The sequence below is a fragment of the Pedobacter sp. MC2016-15 genome, from assembly GCF_026239695.1.
Taxonomy (GTDB): domain Bacteria; phylum Bacteroidota; class Bacteroidia; order Sphingobacteriales; family Sphingobacteriaceae; genus Pedobacter.
The window spans coordinates 666560-683180 of record NZ_JAPIVS010000001.1 but is presented as its reverse complement, the minus strand read 5'-3'; the positions used below and the strand labels follow the sequence as shown (position 1 = coordinate 683180).

Genomic DNA, 16621 nt, shown 5'->3' with positions numbered 1-16621 from the left:
CTATTTTTTGAGTACTCTGGCAGAGTGCTGTTTAATATTTAATAAGGTTGCGCAGGGCGAATTCGGGCTGATATTCAGCTGCGCCTTATCCACGCTGATCTCTCCTCCAAAGGTGAGCCCCATGCAGTAGGAGTAGAAGTCAGACGTTTTACGCAGGCTGTCCTGTTCGATGGCGACAGATACCTTTTCGTTATTGCAGAGGTAAGTGCGCGTCAGATAATAATAATTTGAATTGAAGTCGGCCCCATTTGCAATCGCCTGTAAACGCGCCCTGATATCGTCAATAATCTTACGTTCACCTTCACCGGGAATCACGATATCTGTATCCAGAACCGCAACCGGGTCAGTAATAAATAAAGTGTGGTAGCTGGCTTTCAGGTTTCTGTCTGTCCGAAGTTTCACCAGGTACTTTCCCGGTTTGTGGAAGGTGTACAGCGCTGTTTTACCCTTCACATCCAGTCTGCTGGTTTCTCCAAAATACCATTCAAACTGATTGGCCCTGCCCTCTGCTTCGAGCCTCACTTCTTCATTCACTACACCCGAGGTTGGGCCACTGATAGTGATTGATGTGTCGGGCACTGCGGTCAGCGTATCTCTTACTGTTACAGGAAACTGTTGCCTCAGGGAGCCGTTCACGGTCAGCCTCACTATGTAGGAGCCGGATTTATGATATTGATAACTGCCATTCTGCGTGGCAGCATGTTCCCCGTTACCAAACTCCCAGAGCCATGTTTTGCCATTTCGCGTATTGTCGGCAAATACGATTTTTTCGTTCAGATACAGCTCATCTTTAAGTATCCTGGCGTCAATTGCAGGCTGCGCAAAAAAGGAAGTTTTAAAAATAAAGATAATGGCGGTTAGCAGCAGGATGGCAATGAAAATGTAGAGCAGGAAATATCCCTGTGAATTGCTGCTGACTGATTTTCCCTGTTTGATGGTCGTGTCGGACATATGGAATTTATAATAAATGTTATCTGTTCTGGTTACCGATGCTCTGCCTGAGCTGAGTGGTAGAAAGTTTACAATCCTCGAGTGATTTGCTGAGTCTTTCCAGGTCTTTGCTGTTTCCTTTTAGTTCACGTCTGTTATAGAACATGCTGCTGTACAGTTGTGAGGCTTGAAGAAAGGTCTTGTAGCGCTGATCTGATGCTCTTCGCTGGTAAGCGGATTTGATAGATGCCAGTTCATTTCTGATATCATTTTCGAGAAAAACCGCCTGTACGCCGGGATCAAACCTGATAATCTGTTTATAGGTAGTATCCACAGTTGCCCTTTGTTCCCTGACTGTACTTTCAAAATCCTTATCCTGCTGCAGTTTCTCTGTGAGTTCTGCAGAAGAAACGGTTCTCTCGGCACCGAAATCATGAAAAAGCACAATGCTGAACAGAATAGTGCTGAAGAAGAATATACCAATGAGAAATAGAAACTGCTCCCTACGCTCTTTTACGCTTAGTTTTATCATCATCATTAATGTCCAAAAATCCCTGCCTTCAATTTTCCTTCAACCCTGTGATTGGCATTTAAGCAGGTTTCCAGCTGATTGCGTATGTTTTCAATCTGGAATTTGGTTGCATTTAAGGAATCCTGGACTGCAGCCATCTGGGTAATATCATCCGTCATCTTTTGATACAGCTGGAAGCTGGCTGCGTCAGATGGATACAGCTTGAGGATATCTTTAATCCGGAAATTTATATTTTGTATATCTCCCATCAGGATCGACTGATTATTTAGTGATTCGGAGCTGACAGTATGATAAGTTGATAGCTGCTGGAATCTGGCAAGTAGCTCGTCAGTTAACAGGTTAATCTCTTTTCTTCTCAGGAACAGCGCATCCGTTTGCCGGACTCTTTTCTCAAGAATCTCATACTCGTGTTCTGATGCTAAAAGGAATATGAAAATGCAAAAAACAGATATTATTATTAAATTAATAAAGTTTAGTATAAAATTTTGATATGATTTGTTGATTTCATTAATGTTTAAAGGTTTCATAGCCTGTATGTGTGTGTTATAATATGTTTGTTATCTTATAGAATAATAGTTGTGGTGAATACGTTATAAATTAGCTTTTCATGAATAAAATAATGTCTGAAGTAATTAATATCTGTATCAGTTAATATAAAACTATTATATGTCGTCTTTATTGTATAAAAAACCCTTCCGGTTAGGCCGTGTGTTTTCCGGTTCGGATTTAGAGCCCTCAGAGCTCGGGAAATCCATATCTCAGCATATTGAGCTCATGATTTTCACCAGATTTGGGGAGCACCGTTTCGATCGTGATTTTGGCTGTGAGATCTGGGATCTCGACTTTGAACTGATCGTGAGTGAAACGATCTGGGAGGAAAAGTTCAAGCGTTCATTACTCAGTTCGCTGGTTTATAATGAACCCAGATTAAATGAAGTGGAGCTGAATGTTGAGCTTGCAGAGGTGGAGAAAACCTACCAGGGGATGCATTACCGGGGACTGAAAAAAAAGGTGAGTATCTCTCTGAAAGGTAAGATAGTGCTGACCGGCGAAAATTATTATTTCAATACATCAATATTTCTTAGTCCCCTATGCGGCTAGCTGCATTATCATCTAATTACAACCACAATGGAAAATATATTTTATTCCCCAAAAGCCGAGATCAGTAACCGGATTTTGAAAAATGCACGCGATTACTGGAATATCAAGAATGCAGCAGATTTTGATCCGCTGGTCAAATTATTGATCGAGGCACTCAGCACAGAGCTCTTTAATGTTTCCAATGAGCTGAAGAACCTGGAGAATAAGCTGCTCGATAAAATATCAAGGGTGCTGGCTTCAGATTTGCTTACCTCGGCGCTGCCTGCCCATGCAATCCTGCATGCTACAACCGTAGAAATGACAGAAACGATAACTGAGAAAGACCAGTTTTTCTATAAGCAGAAAATGCAGGTGATGGAAGGTGGTAAGGAAGGAGCCGGCAGGGAGATCTTTTTTAGTTCGCTCAAGCCCCTGAAGTTGTTTAATGCTGATGTAGCTTATATCGCTAACGGGAACAATCTATTCCGTGTTGATGCCAGGGCTGATAAGTCTTTTCTCAGCCAAACGTTGCCGGGGCGTAGAATGGAGAACAATACAGTTTATCTGGGTATTCAGGTACCGGAAAGAATAGACTCATACCAGGGTATGAATTTTTATTTTGACTGGCGTAACTATCAGGTAGAGGAGAACAGCTATGAACTCCTTGCGCTTAGTCAGTGGTTTCAGGATAGCCTGCCCGTAAACATGGCAGGTTATCAATATTACCTCGATAGTGATAAAAGCACTACATCGCCTTTTGATCATCATGATTTACTAAATCTAATCGCAGAAGATATTGATGCCATCTACTCCAACAGATTCCTGACAATCGCAAATGACCGGGCGCAGCCGCCGCGACTGCAAATTTATCCCAAAGAATTTGAGAACTTTTTTAGCCAGGAAAATCTTCAGCACTTTACAGTGCCCATATTGTGGTTTAAAGTCGTATTTCCTGTCGCCATTACCCATGCAATGCTTGATGAGCTGCATATTGTTGTAAATGCCTTCCCGGTTGTCAATAAGAAGGTGCACGATTTCAAGCACCGGTTAAAAATGATGACAGATATTGTACCGCTCAAACTTCCGGAGCATGACCACTTTCTCAGCTTGAACAAGCTGTGGGATAATCTGGGTAATGTCTATACCGAAATACCCTATGTTCATGATGATCAGACAAAAACAGGGTCATTCTCAATCCGTTATGGTGGGGCTGAACGTTTTGATAACAGAAATGCCAGGGAGGTAATGGATTATCTTTTTGAATTACTGAGGGATGAGAAGGCTGTATTTTCGGCTTATGGGGTTGATTTTTTGAATCATACTCTTAAGGAACTGGAGCAAAATATATCCCTGATCGAGCGGAAGACAAAAGTGCAGCTTAACAATACGAGCGAATTACTGAATTATTTAGTAGTCAAGCCTGTAAATGCTGCGGATATGCTGTTTTCAGAATGCTGGACCACCAATGCTGAAGCCGGAAACCAGATTAGACATGGGAGTATCCTGGAGCCTTTTGAAACATCGAAGATCAATTCTGGAAGTATTTTCCTGCTAAGTACTTCACAGGGCGGGAGGTCTCGCCTCGATGCAGGTAACCGTGTGCAGGCCTTTAAGTATGGCCTTACATCGGGCAATCGCGTAGTGAGCAGGGCAGATATTGTGAACTTTTGTTTTTACGAACTGGGAGATTATATCACTTCGGTCGATATCAAAAAGGGGCTGCTGAATTCAAAAAATACAAATGAAGGTTTTATTAAAACTACTGATGTTTTTCTGAGCCCGGTGCCTGGCAGCCATTTAAGTACTGAAGAATGGGAAGCCCTATTGCGGAACACCCGGGCTAAGTTACAGATCAGAAGCGTAATGAACATACATTACAGGTTGATTTTGTCATAGAAAAACCGTGTACCCCAGTAATGAGTGATTACTTTCCGGACCTAAGATAGCCAGCTGAGTTTGTTGATCGCTCAGCAGTTCAATAGTAACTACTGTCTCCACTGGCAGCAGATAGGAGGTCACAAGATCGATCAGAGCGGACTGTGCGGTGCCGGGGATAAATTTGATCAGTTCCTCTGTTTCCGCCGGTCCCACAAACAGTGTTACTTCATCCTCATAGCTTTCAAATGTATCGCCGATGACTGTGTTGATGCCCAGGCTACCGGATCCCATGGAGAAGAGCATATCATCATCGATACCTGTTATTCTTTTTTTTTGGGATTGCTGGGCTGCCCTGAAGGGAATTTTAAACAATACAGTTAACAGCTGCCCAAAAAAAATCAGATTGTTCCGTTGATGTTGTATTGCAGGTAAGAGGTGAATCCAGATGATCCGCTGCTCATTATCCAGCATTTCAAGCTCTTTCCATTCTGATGCAAATAAATTTGTGAAGTCGTTGTACCTGGATTTTTTATCCAGCCGGTTCTCCTGCCATTCCAGGATGACGCGCATATGGTTTAGTTCCGCTTCAAAAGGCATAAAAAATTTCCGGGCTTCCTTTTCTTCTCTCTGTCTGTTTTTGATATCCTCAAGCATTTGCTGCTTGTCCATCGCAGTACTCCCGATCGGTGGCTCGTGGAATAGTCCTTCTGGAAGCATGTCATACAGCCCGGCACGGTTAATATATACCGTAAAACAGTCCTTGTGTTTGCTTTCAGAATAGTAAGGCGTATACCCATCAATATTTTTAGCTATACTGGATTTTTTTGCTCCTACGGGAATAATGTTCAGTTGATCTGATTGGAGTGTTCCGTTTTCAAACAGTTCTGCGACTTTGCTGGTCGCCTTATAATCTGTATTCAGCTCATTGCTTAAGTTGAGGAAGTTTTTCATTTATTTATTTACTATCAAATTAAAATAATACAAAGAAATAAACGTATATATTTTATAATTAAATATAACAATGTGTTTGTATTTAAATGATGTGATTAATACTACATACGATCCATGAACGTTCAATCCTTTTTTTTAACATATCTTCTCCTGCCTGTCGTTGCAGTGATATCTGGAGTTATACTCATTATTGAAAATAAAAAACAACAGCTTATTCCCGGTAAAAAGCTGATAGCAGGTGTGTTGCTTTTAAGTTTGCCCCTTGCGCTGCCCGGAGGACTTGGGTTTTTGGGGCTTGATTTTATGCCCTGGGCTTATCTCATTTGTCAGCTCTATGATATTGCCCTCGGTTGTGCTTTCGTCTACCTCATGACTGTTCATTATCCAAAAGAATTACTTGAAAGAAAAATTTTTGTAGCTCTTGCCATGATGATCAGTATGCTGCTTGGATTTTATCTCTTTCAGCTGTTGTTTAACTGGTTGAGTGACATTTCCTTTGGTATGTGGGCTGGGAGTAGTATCCTGAGTTTTATCATACCTCTGCTGTTCTGGTGGGCTTATGTGGCCCTTATGAGCGTGCCAACAGAAATTTATAAGATATGGCAGTATCCTGCAGTACCCGTTTCTATAGAAATTGATCACCTGGATTTTAACAGGATGCTGGTGCTGGAGCTGGAATTGTATAAACATACTGATGATCCTGAGCCCATTAAGGTTAAAGCGAAGGCTCCTGAGAACATGGTTTTCGGAAATTGGTTCTACAAATTTATTGACGATTATAATCTGAAGTTTCCAAAAAATCCGGTGCAGTATGTGGGCGACTACAGTGAGACCTACCGATGGATATTCTTTGTGAAGACCTCTTTTTTTAAACGGAATCTTTTCATCGACCCTGATCTTGATATTTTCAATAATGGCATCACAGAAAAGGTGACGATCTATGCAAAGAGGATTTCTGAGGATGATATCACCACGAATTTAAAGGGTGACGACAGTATTTTACTATAACTTAAGACAGTCAACATATGATTTCCCCATTAAAGTATAAGCCCGTAAATTGGGTGGACGGAATGAAGCTATCCAGCCGTCATTTTGTGCATACAGACCTGTATCATCAGGATTTTGTTAGAGATGCGAGTTCGGTATTTATTAACCGGTTCAACTATGGCCTTTTGCCGCCTTCTGCCGCTCAGCGCAGCTCCCTTGATATGGAAGTGACGGAAAAGGCAGGCAATCAGATAGAGGTTGTCCTGAGACGATGTAATGCGGTTACTGCTGAAGGCTGCAGAATTGACATTGCTCCGAATGCAGAATACAATAACCAGATTTCCTATACCCAATATTTCGACGAGAAGAACACTGAGGCCGGACTTTACCATGTCTTACTGCTCGTTAATCCATTTGAACGCGTGCCGGATGGTTTTCCCGATCCCGAAGAAAATCCGCCGAGATATCCATCGGTTACTGCGAAATACAGTATCGCGATACTGCCTGCCACGGAGATTGCTCCCATGGCCACCGATCAGTACCGCTTGACGATCGGGCGGCTCATCTTTAATGCTGGCAAGGTTTCGGTTGATCAAACTTACATTCCACCGGCTAGCTGTATCCTCAGTCACCCTGGTTTAATCCGTTACTACGAACTGTTCAGTACGCTGATGAACGAGCTGCAGTTGTCGGCATTTAAGATCATTGATAAGACCACAGGAATTGATTCAGTGACGGCCCTTGGCAAGAATATCCGTCTGCTTTCAGAAAAGTTACTGGATTATCTGGCGCGGGTCTTCTTCGCCTACAGGAACGTCGGTTTCCAGGAATCGCCCATCTACATCGCAGAATACTGTGCTAACCTTGCCCATGTTTTTTTTACAGGAATTAAGCTCACTGCGGCCAGGGAAAGGGAGGACATGTTGAAATACTTTTATGAGTGGAGGGACGTGACCCCCGGAAATTTTGAAGAGCTCCTTGCGCGTACTATCGAGTTGGTCTATGACCATCAGAATATAAATGAATCCTTATCGGCTACAGAGGAATTTCTAAAAGTCTTGTCTGCACTCTGGGCTAAGTTAAGTACCCTTGAATACATTGGTCAGCACAAAGAGAATATCGTTGTAGCTGAACAGCAGCTGGTACAACAGGTGCAGACTAAAAGAACCTGGACACTGCTGGATTAAACCTAAGAGATTCTGAGTTTCTGAATGCGCACTGCATTTAAGATTGCAAGCAGGGCTACACCCACATCGGCGATTACGGCTTCCCAAAGGGTAGCCACGCCGCCGGCGCCAAGGGCAAGCACTATGATTTTTATGCCCATGGCCAGGGCAATATTCTGCCATACAATACTGCGGGTAACTTTGCCCACCCTGATGGCGGTAACGATTTTTGTGGGCTGGTCATTCTGGATGACAATATCTGCAGTTTCTATAGTAGCGTCGCTGCCCAGTCCACCCATTGCGATTCCCGCGTCTGCAAGTGCTACGACTGGTGCATCATTGATACCGTCACCCGCGAAGGCAATCTTCCTGCCTTCGTTTTTTAAAACCTGTACTTTTTCAACTTTGTTTTCTGGTAAAAGATCCCCGAAAGCCTGGTCAATGCCCAGTAACCGCGCAATTTTATCTACAACAACTTGCTTGTCGCCGCTGAGCATCACCGTCTTCAGTTTCAGAAGATGCATGGCCGCTATCGCTTGCTGTGCATCTTCCTTCAGTTCATCGGCGATCGTGATGTATCCCCTGTATTTCCCGTCCAGAGCAATGAGGACGATAGTATCCTCCTCCGTGGCAGCGGCCGGGTCGTAAGAGATATTAAACTGATCCATTAACCTGGTATTTCCGGCAAGTGCTTCGGCTCCGTTAATGGTGCCCTTTAATCCCTTACCGGCAACTTCTTCGATGTTTCCTGCAGATTGTATAACAGCTTTGTCTTTAGCATGTTTGGTAATAGCAATTGCGATAGGGTGGGTGGATTGGTTCTCGAGGGCGGCAGCTATGCTGAGCAATGCGTGTTCATCACCATCTGCCGCTACAACTTTCTGCACTTCAAAAACTCCCTTTGTAAGGGTGCCCGTCTTATCCATCACGATGGTGTCAAGAGTAGTCACCACATCCAGAAAGTTGGAGCCTTTAAACAGGATCCCATTTTTTGATGCCAGTCCGATGCCACCGAAATAGCCCAGAGGGATGGATACCACCAGCGCACAGGGGCAGCTGATCACCAGGAATACCAGTCCGCGGTACAGCCATTCAGAGAAATTGTAATCCGGAATGAGAAAATAAGGCAAGCCGACTACCATGACTGCCAGTGCAAATACCGCTGGTGTATATATTCTGGCAAATCTGGATATAAACAGCTGCGTTTTCGACTTCCTGGCTGTCGCGTCCTGAACCATTTCCAGGATCTTGCTCAGCTTGCTGTCGGCAAACAGTGCAAGCACCTTTATTTCTATAACGGTATTCAGGTTAATCATCCCTGCCAGTACCTGATCGCCCTTCAGCTTCGAGTCGGGCTTACTCTCGCCAGTCATGGCCGCAGTATTAAACGTTCCCTTGTCTGATAACAATTCACCATCCAATGCTACTTTTTCGCCCGCCCTGATCTGGATGATCTCGTTGATCTTCACTGTAGAAGAGTGTACGCTTTCCAGTTTCCCATCTCTCAGCACATTTACCGTGTCCGGACGGATATCCAATAAGGCTTTGATGCTGCGTTTTGCATTGGATACAGCACTGTCCTGAAACCATTCGCCAATAGAATAAAATACCATTACGGCCACACCTTCACTATATGAACCTATACAAAAGGCACCTATTGTAGCTACACTCATCAGGAAAAACTCATTGAAGAAATCCAGGTGCATGGCCTTTTTAAAGGATATCCTTAGTACCTCCCAACCTGCCAGTAAGTAGGCAGATCCAAAGATCAGTAGCTGGATAATACTGGCGGGGCGGAAGTTAAAGCCATAGTCAAGGACAAGCATGACAGCAAGAATGAGCAGAGCCGATAAAAGAGGTAGCTGACCTTTCCAGCCGGAATCATGTTCAGATCCGTGATCGTGGTCATGGTCGTGATCGCTATGGTCATGTGCTTCATGATCATGACTGTGGTTACGCTCCTTTTTTTTTGGTTCCGGTTCTGTTGAACAGCATTCGCATGCATGTGGTCTACTCATCTATTATTTTTCATTTTCCTATGCGAGGGTATACTGTAAAAATAAAAAAAGTTGTAGAGTATATGGTCATTTTGTCCATATACTTTACAACTCAATGATAATATATTGAGGGCTTAGCCCCAGGTCTTAACCTCTGCGATTGTCGCGTCCGTGGTTTCCGCCATGGTGATCATCTCTGCCACGGTTTCTTCCGCCACGATCATAGTGACCTCTGTCCGGACCATGGTGTTTATCAAATTTTGGTCCTCTGTCCCTTCTGTCATAACCACGTCTTGGGCCACCATAATAGTTGTTTCTTTGGATGACAGTAGTTCTTCCCGGTCTGTATCCGCGACCACGGTAATTAGTGACGTATGTAGTGCGGTAATGGTTATGGTTTCTCCATGGATCACGTGAGTTGATCACAACTTTCCGGCCTCCGTAAAGATCGTAGCCTCTGTAGCGTGAAGGAAGGTAGCGTCTGTGCACCCAGCTTCCGCTTTCTAAGTACACGTAATTTCTTGTAGGAACATTATAGTAGCAGTCTACATCCGGCAGGTAATAATAGTCTACATGATTGTAACCCCGCGGTCCCCAATCCGGCTGCAAGCCGATGTTTACACTTAAACTTACCTGGGCTTGTGCAGGTACAGCTGCCAGAGATCCAATCCCGATTGCTGCAATTAAAAGTAATTTTTTCATAACGGTTACATTTGTGTGTGATAACATTAGTTCAAAGTTTATGCCAATGATTATAATTTTTCTTAGCTCATGTGCATCAACTTATTTGGTTATATTTGTGAGACAGTAATTCCCGACATTAGTTTAATATATTGCCCTTAAATGATTACGAAAACTGCAATTTCTGCCACAGAATTTGAATTGGTATCAGGCTTAGAGATTCACGTTCAGTTAAATACGGCTTCCAAAATATTTTCCTCAGACAGTGCTGCTTTTGGTGCAAAACCCAATGAAAATATATCCACGGTGTCTCTGGCACTACCGGGAGCATTGCCGAAACTCAATAAAGAAGTGGTGTCAAAAGCCATCAGAATGGGCCTGGCCCTCAATTGTACCATCAATCAGACAAACTATTTCGACAGAAAAAACTACTTCTACGCTGATCTTCCAAAGGGGTATCAGATTACACAGGATAACCGCCCGATCTGTCAGAACGGATATATAGATCTTGTTTTAAGTGATGGCACAGAAAAAAGAATAGGCATCAACCGCATCCATCTGGAAGAAGATGCCGGTAAAAGTATGCATGATCAGAACGACCGCTATTCTTATGTAGATCTGAACAGGGCAGGAGTGCCGCTGATTGAGATCGTAACTGAACCTGATATCCGCTCCGCTGAAGAAGCTTCTGCGTTATTGACGGAGATGCGCAAACTGGTAAGGCACCTAGATGCGAGCGACGGAAACATGGAAGAAGGTAGTTTGCGCTGCGACGCCAATATTTCTATCCGTGAAGAGGGCAGTACAGAATTCGGGACGCGCTGCGAGGTCAAAAACCTGAACTCGATCAGGAATGTACGCAGAGCGATGGAATTTGAGTTTAACCGTCAGAAGGAATTGGTATCTGCTGGCGGCGTTATTGTACAGAGTACGCTGACCTTTGATGCTGATCATGGCACTACGGCGCCAATGCGTACAAAAGAGATGGCTAACGACTACCGTTATTTCCCTGATCCGGATCTGCCGCCGGTATATATTTCAGATGAATGGCTGGCTCAGCTCAAAGCGGACATGCCTGCCTTGCCTAAAGAAATTACCGCAAAGCTGATTGCTGATTTTGGCATCAGTAATTCTGAAGCCGTAATTTTTGCTGAAGATACGGCCTTGCTGGAATATCTGAATGAGGCGCTTACAGTTGTAAAACAACCTAAGAGTCTGATCAACTGGCTAACTGGTCCTGTACGGGCAATGCTCAATGAGCAGCAGCTGACGATCTCTTCATTTGGGATCAGTCCTCTGCAGTTCGCCGCGGTGATCAACCTGGTGGATGACAAGAAGGTAACGCAGCAGACCGCCCTGCAGCAATTGTTGCCGGCGATGCAAAAGGCTCCTGGCTCTGATGCACTGGCACTGGCAGGGGAACTGAACATCCTGATTGTGGAAAACAGGGACGAGCTTTCTGGTTTTGCTGATCAGGTGCTGGAGAAATTTAAGCCGCAGGTCCTGGCCTATAAAAATGGTAAAAAGGGCGTGCTGGGATTGTTTGTGGGCGAAGTGATGAAACTGGCAAAGGGCAAGGCTGATCCGCAGAAAATCAATGCCGTGCTCGAAGAAAAATTAAAATAAAACCAGCTCTGAATAAAATGAGCTTAAATATGATATCAATGAAAAAGATCATCTTTTTTCTGGCCCTCTGCACCGCATTTGTGGCCTGTAAAGACAAAAGTAAATTTGAGATAGGGGGTAAATTTGAAAATGCTACACCTCAGGCTAAAGTTTACCTGTACTCCATTGTTAAAAATACAGAAACGGCTATAGATTCTACAGTATTATCAGACAAGGGGGATTTCAAATTTGCAGGTGATGCCCCTGATGTAGATTTTTTTAAGGTTAAGATTGATCACAGTGAATATGTGCTGATTGCGAAAAATGGCGATGTGATCAAGCTGGAGGCCGATCTGTCCAGTCCGACGCTTGATTATAAACTTTCGGGTGCCGACGAAGCAGATAAACTGGAAGAGCTGAACAAAAACCGCAATGAATATGTAGCTAAACTTACAGCACTGGAAACACAGTTCCAGGAAAATGTGGCGAAGAATCCGGAGAGCAGACAGGCCATCATCGCACAGATGAGCCCTGAACTGATTAAGGTGAAACAGGGCCTGATAGATTATATCCTGAAGTTCGCGATGGATAATACCAGCTCCCTGGCAAGTTTTTATGCGATCAACTCGCTGAACCCGGGAGACTATGAGCAGGAGATGCTGGCCTATGCAGAAAAAATTAAAAGCAATTTTAATAAAAACGAAGCTGTAACGGAGTTTCTCGTGAGGATGGCAAAACTCAGGTCTGTACAGGTAGGACAGCCAGGCCCGGCATTCAGTATGCCTACAATCGATGGTGAGACAATCGCGCTGAGCAGTCTCAAAGGAAAATATGTGATGCTGGATTTCTGGGCCTCCTGGTGTCAGCCATGCAGAATGGAAAACCCGAATGTGGTAAAAGCTTATAATAAATATAAAGACAGGAATTTTACCATCGTCGGGATTTCTCTGGATAAAGATGCTGCAGCCTGGAAACAAGCGGTGATACAGGACGGCTTGACCTGGACACACGGCAGCGAGCTCAATGATTTTGAGAGTACAACGGTAAGGGCTTACCAGGTAGATCAGATCCCTGCATCCTTTATTATTGATCCTGAAGGAAAGATCATTGCTAAAAATCTGCATGGAGAAGAACTCGATTCCTTTTTAAATAAGACTTTACGATAACCCTAATTCCATGTTAAACTAACTGATGCTATTAACAATTTGTTAACTTGCATTTAACGTCTTAGTATAATTGATTACTTAATTTCGTAACAAATATTTAAAGCCATGAGCACCGTAAAACAAAAGATCCTGATAGTTGATGATGAACCTGATATTTTAGAGTTAATTGAATACAACCTTAAAAAAGAAGGATACCAGGTTTATTTGGCCAGTAATGGACAAGACGGTATCGCGGTAGCGAAGAAGGTACATCCTGATCTGATCATCCTGGATATCATGATGCCCAAAATGGATGGGATAGAAGCCTGCCGTTTGATGCGCGCCATTCCGGAGTTTAAAAATACTTTTATGGTATTTCTTACCGCCAGAAGTGAAGAGTACTCTGAGATTGCCGGCTTTAATGTAGGAGCTGATGATTATATCGCTAAACCGATCAAACCAAGAGCTCTGGTAAGCAGGATCAATGCTATCCTGAGACGTAATGTGAGCACTGACGAGGTTTCTGATAACAAGGTTGAGATAGGTGACCTGGTGATTGACAGGGAGGCTTACCTGGTTTACCAGAACGGTGAGAAGGTAGTTTTAGCGAAAAAAGAATTTGAATTATTGTACCTGCTGGCTTCAAAACCTGGTAAAGTTTACACCAGAGAATCGATCCTTAAAAATATCTGGGAAGATTCTGTAGTGGTAACCAACAGGACGATTGATGTCCATATCCGCAAGCTCAGGGAGAAATTAGGTGAAACTTATGTTGCAACAGTGAAGGGCGTGGGGTATAAGTTCGAACTTTCTTAGTACTTTTGTACTTTAAGAAAACCACACCATTGAAATATCCTGTATTTAAAGATCTTATTCTATTCGAAGACGATAACCATATCGTTGTAAACAAGCCGCCATTTGTAGCCTCACTGGACGAACGTGGCGGCTCAGGCGAAGTAAACATCCTTCGCCTCGCCAAACAATACTCAGAAGATGCCCAGGTATGCCACCGCCTGGATAAGGAAACCTCGGGGGCAATCATCATTGCCAAGAATCCTGAAGCTTACCGTTCTGTATCGATGCAGTTCGAAAAGCGCAAAATCAAAAAAACGTACCACGCTGTTGTAGATGGTCAGTACGCGTTTAATGAGCTGTTCATCGACCTTCCCATTTTGAACGACGGAAACAGAAGTGTAACGATCGACCGTAAGGAAGGTAAACGTGCTGAAACGATCTTCAACTCCATTAAATTTTATAAACATTACACCCTGGTAGAATGTAAGCCTATCACTGGCCGCATGCACCAGATCAGGATTCACCTTGCTACTCAGCGAGCTGCCATTTGTGGTGATACCTTGTACAAAGGGAAGCCGGTGTATCTGTCTGCTATCAAAAAAGGATACAGAATTGCCAAGGAGGATGAGGAACAGCCGATCATGAAACGTTTTGCACTGCATGCCAAACATTTGATCTTCAAAGGTCTTGATGATAAAGATATCGAGATTGAAGCGCCTTATCCAAAGGATTTTGCCACACTGATCAAATTGTTAGATAAGTTCGACTGCTAAACTCAGAAACTATGTATGTAAGGCTGGTTACCTATCTTGACACTCTCAATCAATATCGGCGGACTAAGATCTCAAACAGAAACTTTCTGGTGTTTGCGGCTTTGCTGGTGGGTATTCTCGCCGGACTGGCGGCCTCGGTACTGAAATCTCTGACACATCACATTGAAGATTTTCTGCAGGATGGCTTTCACTGGGATTATAAGTATTACCTTTTTCTGGTTTTTCCTTTCATCGGTATTCTGCTCTCGGTGATGTATGTCAGGAGGTTTATCCGCAAGGGCAAGTTTGAAACGGGTTTAACACCCATTCTGCATACCATTTCGCGTAAGTCGAGTCGTGTAGAACCGCATAATATTTATTCCCAGATCATCACCGCTGCGCTTACGGTAGGCTTCGGGGGATCAACGGGTTTGGAGGCACCTATTGTACAGAGCGGCGCTGGTATCGGTTCTGTGATCGGACGTTTCCTGGGCTTGTCTTACAGGGAAACCACAATGCTACTGGCCTGTGGTGCTGCGGCAGGTATTGCCGGTGCTTTTAACAGCCCTATTGCAGGTATTGTCTTTGCCATTGAGATCCTGCTGCCGGAATTTTCCATCCCGGCCTTTATTCCGCTCCTGTTAGCTTCTGCAACAGCGGCCGTTGTTGCCAGGTTCTTTTATAATGAACAACTGTTCTTTTTGGTTACTGAAGGCTGGCAATTTAATGCGCTCATCTGGTACGTCATCCTGGCTGGACTGATCGGTCTCTTTTCCATCTATTTCAATAAGATATATTATTTTATCAAACATGTTTTCCATGATATCAAAGGTCCTTATCAAAGGGTAATTGCCGGTGGTGTAGTGCTGGGAGCCATGGTGTTTTTATTCCCGACTTTATATGGAGAGGGCTATATCACGATGAAGAACCTGCTGGGCGGCAATTACAGTACGGTGATTACCAACAGTATTTTTGCTTCGTACAGCAACCTGCCATGGGCCATTATTCTGTTCACGACGATCACGCTCTTTGCCAAATCTGCTGCTACGCTGATTACGCTTGGTGCCGGCGGGAACGGGGGGATCTTTGCACCCAGCCTGATCATGGGGGGACTGATTGGCTTCGTTCTTGCATTTACCATAAACACGCTGGGCATAGCTCAGGTGAACGTGGCTAATTTTATTGTCGCAGGTATGGCAGCATCCCTGAGTGCAATCATGCATGCTCCGCTGACAGGAATATTCCTCATCGCAGAAATTACCGGGGGTTATGTGCTGATGGTTCCGCTGATGATTACTTCTGCAATCGCTTACCTGATCAGCAGGGGCCACAGTAAATATTCTATTTATACAAAACCTCTGGCCGAGAGTGGTGATCTGATGTCTCATGAGGATAAAGATTCCACAGTGCTTCACATGATGAAGCTGAAATATCTGATTGAAAATGATTACCTGCTGCTGAATGAGAATGATCGTATCTCTGAGCGTTTACCTGATATCCTGAACTCTAAGAGGAATCTTTTCCCTGTCAGCGGAGAGGATAAAACTTTCAAGGGACTGATTTATGTTGAGGATGTGCTGAAGAAAGCAATCAATGCAGAATCATCGGCAGAACTAACGGTTCATGATCTGATGCAGACTGCTCCTGACGTTTTATACATGACCGATTCGCTGAAGCAGGTACTGGCTAAAATGGAAAAGGAAAATGCCTGGTTGCTTCCTGTACTGAATGAACGTGAGGAGTATATCGGAATTGTTTCCAAGACTGCGATATTCAACAAGTACAGAGCGTTGCTGAGCCGGCAGGCAGATTACATGACCTAAGTCTGAGAGACTCTACGGGGGCAAAAAACACCCCTGTGGTTTCAATGCTGTCAAATGGAAGGGCATTTGAAGGCATCGAAACCACAGGGGTGTTTTTTTTAGCCAGGTTTACCCTATGGGATTATCCAATTGCCGGGTGCAAACCTGTCCATTGCCTAATCCGCCATGCTACAGATGATCTAAAAAAAAAGAAGTGTTCAATCGATGCCTTCAAATGCCCTTCCATTTGACAGCATTGATTGAACACTGCTTTTTTTTTGCGAAGCCTGAAGACACTCATCAAGCTAAACACTCCTCAA

General features: G+C 43.9%; 15 protein-coding genes. 9 read left to right on the top strand and 6 right to left on the bottom strand.

Going from position 1 to position 16621, the window contains the following annotated elements; genetic code table 11:
- From OQY15_RS03100 to OQY15_RS03090, 3 genes are read right to left on the bottom strand one after another with little or no spacing between them, the layout of a single operon-like run.
- Positions 1 to 951 carry a PKD domain-containing protein gene (locus tag OQY15_RS03100; RefSeq protein ID WP_265787620.1) on the bottom strand — a complete coding sequence of 317 codons (951 nt, stop codon included), beginning with the start codon at positions 949 to 951 and terminating at the stop codon, positions 1 to 3.
- A 19-nt stretch (positions 952 to 970) separates the two neighbouring features.
- Complete coding sequence (locus OQY15_RS03095) at positions 971 to 1468, bottom strand: type VI secretion system transmembrane protein TssO (protein ID WP_265787618.1); 498 nt, start codon at positions 1466 to 1468, stop codon at positions 971 to 973.
- Entirely contained in the window at positions 1468 to 1710 is a 243-nt protein-coding gene (locus OQY15_RS03090) for a hypothetical protein (RefSeq protein ID WP_265787616.1), read from the bottom strand. Before OQY15_RS03090 ends, OQY15_RS03095 begins: the two co-directional genes overlap by 1 nt.
- Positions 1711 to 2128: 418 nt before the next feature.
- Between OQY15_RS03090 and OQY15_RS03085 the strand changes: the two genes are divergently transcribed.
- Positions 2129 to 2563: a GPW/gp25 family protein gene (locus OQY15_RS03085; RefSeq protein ID WP_265787614.1), complete on the top strand. Its 435-nt coding sequence runs from the start codon at positions 2129 to 2131 to the stop codon at positions 2561 to 2563.
- 27 nt (positions 2564 to 2590) lie between these two features.
- Positions 2591 to 4438, top strand: coding sequence for a hypothetical protein (locus tag OQY15_RS03080; protein WP_265787612.1), 1848 nt, complete (start codon positions 2591 to 2593; stop codon positions 4436 to 4438).
- Here the strand turns inward: OQY15_RS03080 and OQY15_RS03075 are convergent.
- The gene (locus tag OQY15_RS03075; protein WP_265787609.1) at positions 4433 to 5371 is read right to left on the bottom strand and encodes a type VI secretion system baseplate subunit TssG; all 939 of its coding nucleotides are present in this window, start codon (positions 5369 to 5371) and stop codon (positions 4433 to 4435) included. The genes OQY15_RS03080 and OQY15_RS03075 overlap by 6 nt on opposite strands.
- 114 nt (positions 5372 to 5485) lie before the next feature.
- On the opposite strand from OQY15_RS03075, the gene OQY15_RS03070 reads away from it, so the two are divergent.
- Both OQY15_RS03070 and OQY15_RS03065 read left to right on the top strand, forming a co-directional pair.
- A complete protein-coding gene (locus OQY15_RS03070; protein ID WP_265787607.1) occupies positions 5486 to 6379 on the top strand; it encodes a TssN family type VI secretion system protein in 894 nt (297 codons plus the stop codon).
- A gap of 17 nt (positions 6380 to 6396) precedes the next feature.
- Positions 6397 to 7545 carry a hypothetical protein gene (locus tag OQY15_RS03065; protein ID WP_265787601.1) on the top strand — a complete coding sequence of 383 codons (1149 nt, stop codon included), beginning with the start codon at positions 6397 to 6399 and terminating at the stop codon, positions 7543 to 7545.
- Positions 7546 to 7547: 2 nt separating this feature from the next.
- Here the strand turns inward: OQY15_RS03065 and OQY15_RS03060 are convergent, their stop codons facing one another.
- Together OQY15_RS03060 and OQY15_RS03055 are read right to left on the bottom strand one after the other, a co-directional pair.
- Positions 7548 to 9542: a heavy metal translocating P-type ATPase gene (locus tag OQY15_RS03060; protein WP_265787599.1), complete on the bottom strand. Its 1995-nt coding sequence runs from the start codon at positions 9540 to 9542 to the stop codon at positions 7548 to 7550.
- A 126-nt stretch (positions 9543 to 9668) separates the two neighbouring features.
- The gene (locus OQY15_RS03055; RefSeq protein WP_265787597.1) at positions 9669 to 10223 is read right to left on the bottom strand and encodes a hypothetical protein; all 555 of its coding nucleotides are present in this window, start codon (positions 10221 to 10223) and stop codon (positions 9669 to 9671) included.
- A gap of 141 nt (positions 10224 to 10364) precedes the next feature.
- Here OQY15_RS03055 and gatB point away from each other — a divergent pair, with 141 nt between their 5' ends.
- The 5 genes from gatB (at position 10365) to OQY15_RS03030 (ending at position 16322) form a co-directional block, all read left to right on the top strand.
- On the top strand, positions 10365 to 11828 hold the full coding sequence (gene gatB, locus OQY15_RS03050; protein WP_265787595.1) for an Asp-tRNA(Asn)/Glu-tRNA(Gln) amidotransferase subunit GatB: 1464 nt from the start codon (positions 10365 to 10367) through the stop codon (positions 11826 to 11828).
- Positions 11829 to 11866: 38 nt separating this feature from the next.
- On the top strand, positions 11867 to 12973 hold the full coding sequence (locus OQY15_RS03045) for a TlpA disulfide reductase family protein (RefSeq protein WP_265787593.1): 1107 nt from the start codon (positions 11867 to 11869) through the stop codon (positions 12971 to 12973).
- Between the two features lie 105 nt (positions 12974 to 13078).
- Entirely contained in the window at positions 13079 to 13768 is a 690-nt protein-coding gene (locus tag OQY15_RS03040; protein WP_265787591.1) for a response regulator transcription factor, read from the top strand.
- A gap of 29 nt (positions 13769 to 13797) precedes the next feature.
- Entirely contained in the window at positions 13798 to 14520 is a 723-nt protein-coding gene (locus tag OQY15_RS03035) for an RluA family pseudouridine synthase (protein ID WP_265787589.1), read from the top strand.
- A gap of 11 nt (positions 14521 to 14531) precedes the next feature.
- Entirely contained in the window at positions 14532 to 16322 is a 1791-nt protein-coding gene (locus OQY15_RS03030; protein WP_265787584.1) for a chloride channel protein, read from the top strand.
- Positions 16323 to 16621 lie beyond the last annotated feature (299 nt).

What these genes read in the sequence shown, in the direction of transcription:
- OQY15_RS03090 (WP_265787616.1), bottom strand. Translation starts at nt 1,710, where the DNA reads ATGGGAGATATACAAAATATAAATTTCCGGATTAAAGATATCCTCAAG.
- OQY15_RS03060 (WP_265787599.1), bottom strand. Translation starts at nt 9,542, where the DNA reads ATGAGTAGACCACATGCATGCGAATGCTGTTCAACAGAACCGGAACCA.
- OQY15_RS03030 (WP_265787584.1), top strand. Translation starts at nt 14,532, where the DNA reads ATGTATGTAAGGCTGGTTACCTATCTTGACACTCTCAATCAATATCGG.
- OQY15_RS03070 (WP_265787607.1), top strand. Translation starts at nt 5,486, where the DNA reads ATGAACGTTCAATCCTTTTTTTTAACATATCTTCTCCTGCCTGTCGTT.
- OQY15_RS03040 (WP_265787591.1), top strand. Translation starts at nt 13,079, where the DNA reads ATGAGCACCGTAAAACAAAAGATCCTGATAGTTGATGATGAACCTGAT.
- OQY15_RS03045 (WP_265787593.1), top strand. Translation starts at nt 11,867, where the DNA reads ATGAAAAAGATCATCTTTTTTCTGGCCCTCTGCACCGCATTTGTGGCC.
- OQY15_RS03065 (WP_265787601.1), top strand. Translation starts at nt 6,397, where the DNA reads ATGATTTCCCCATTAAAGTATAAGCCCGTAAATTGGGTGGACGGAATG.
- gatB (WP_265787595.1), top strand. Translation starts at nt 10,365, where the DNA reads ATGATTACGAAAACTGCAATTTCTGCCACAGAATTTGAATTGGTATCA.
- OQY15_RS03085 (WP_265787614.1), top strand. Translation starts at nt 2,129, where the DNA reads ATGTCGTCTTTATTGTATAAAAAACCCTTCCGGTTAGGCCGTGTGTTT.
- OQY15_RS03100 (WP_265787620.1), bottom strand. Translation starts at nt 951, where the DNA reads ATGTCCGACACGACCATCAAACAGGGAAAATCAGTCAGCAGCAATTCA.
- OQY15_RS03095 (WP_265787618.1), bottom strand. Translation starts at nt 1,468, where the DNA reads ATGATGATGATAAAACTAAGCGTAAAAGAGCGTAGGGAGCAGTTTCTA.
- OQY15_RS03080 (WP_265787612.1), top strand. Translation starts at nt 2,591, where the DNA reads ATGGAAAATATATTTTATTCCCCAAAAGCCGAGATCAGTAACCGGATT.
- OQY15_RS03055 (WP_265787597.1), bottom strand. Translation starts at nt 10,223, where the DNA reads ATGAAAAAATTACTTTTAATTGCAGCAATCGGGATTGGATCTCTGGCA.
- OQY15_RS03075 (WP_265787609.1), bottom strand. Translation starts at nt 5,371, where the DNA reads ATGAAAAACTTCCTCAACTTAAGCAATGAGCTGAATACAGATTATAAG.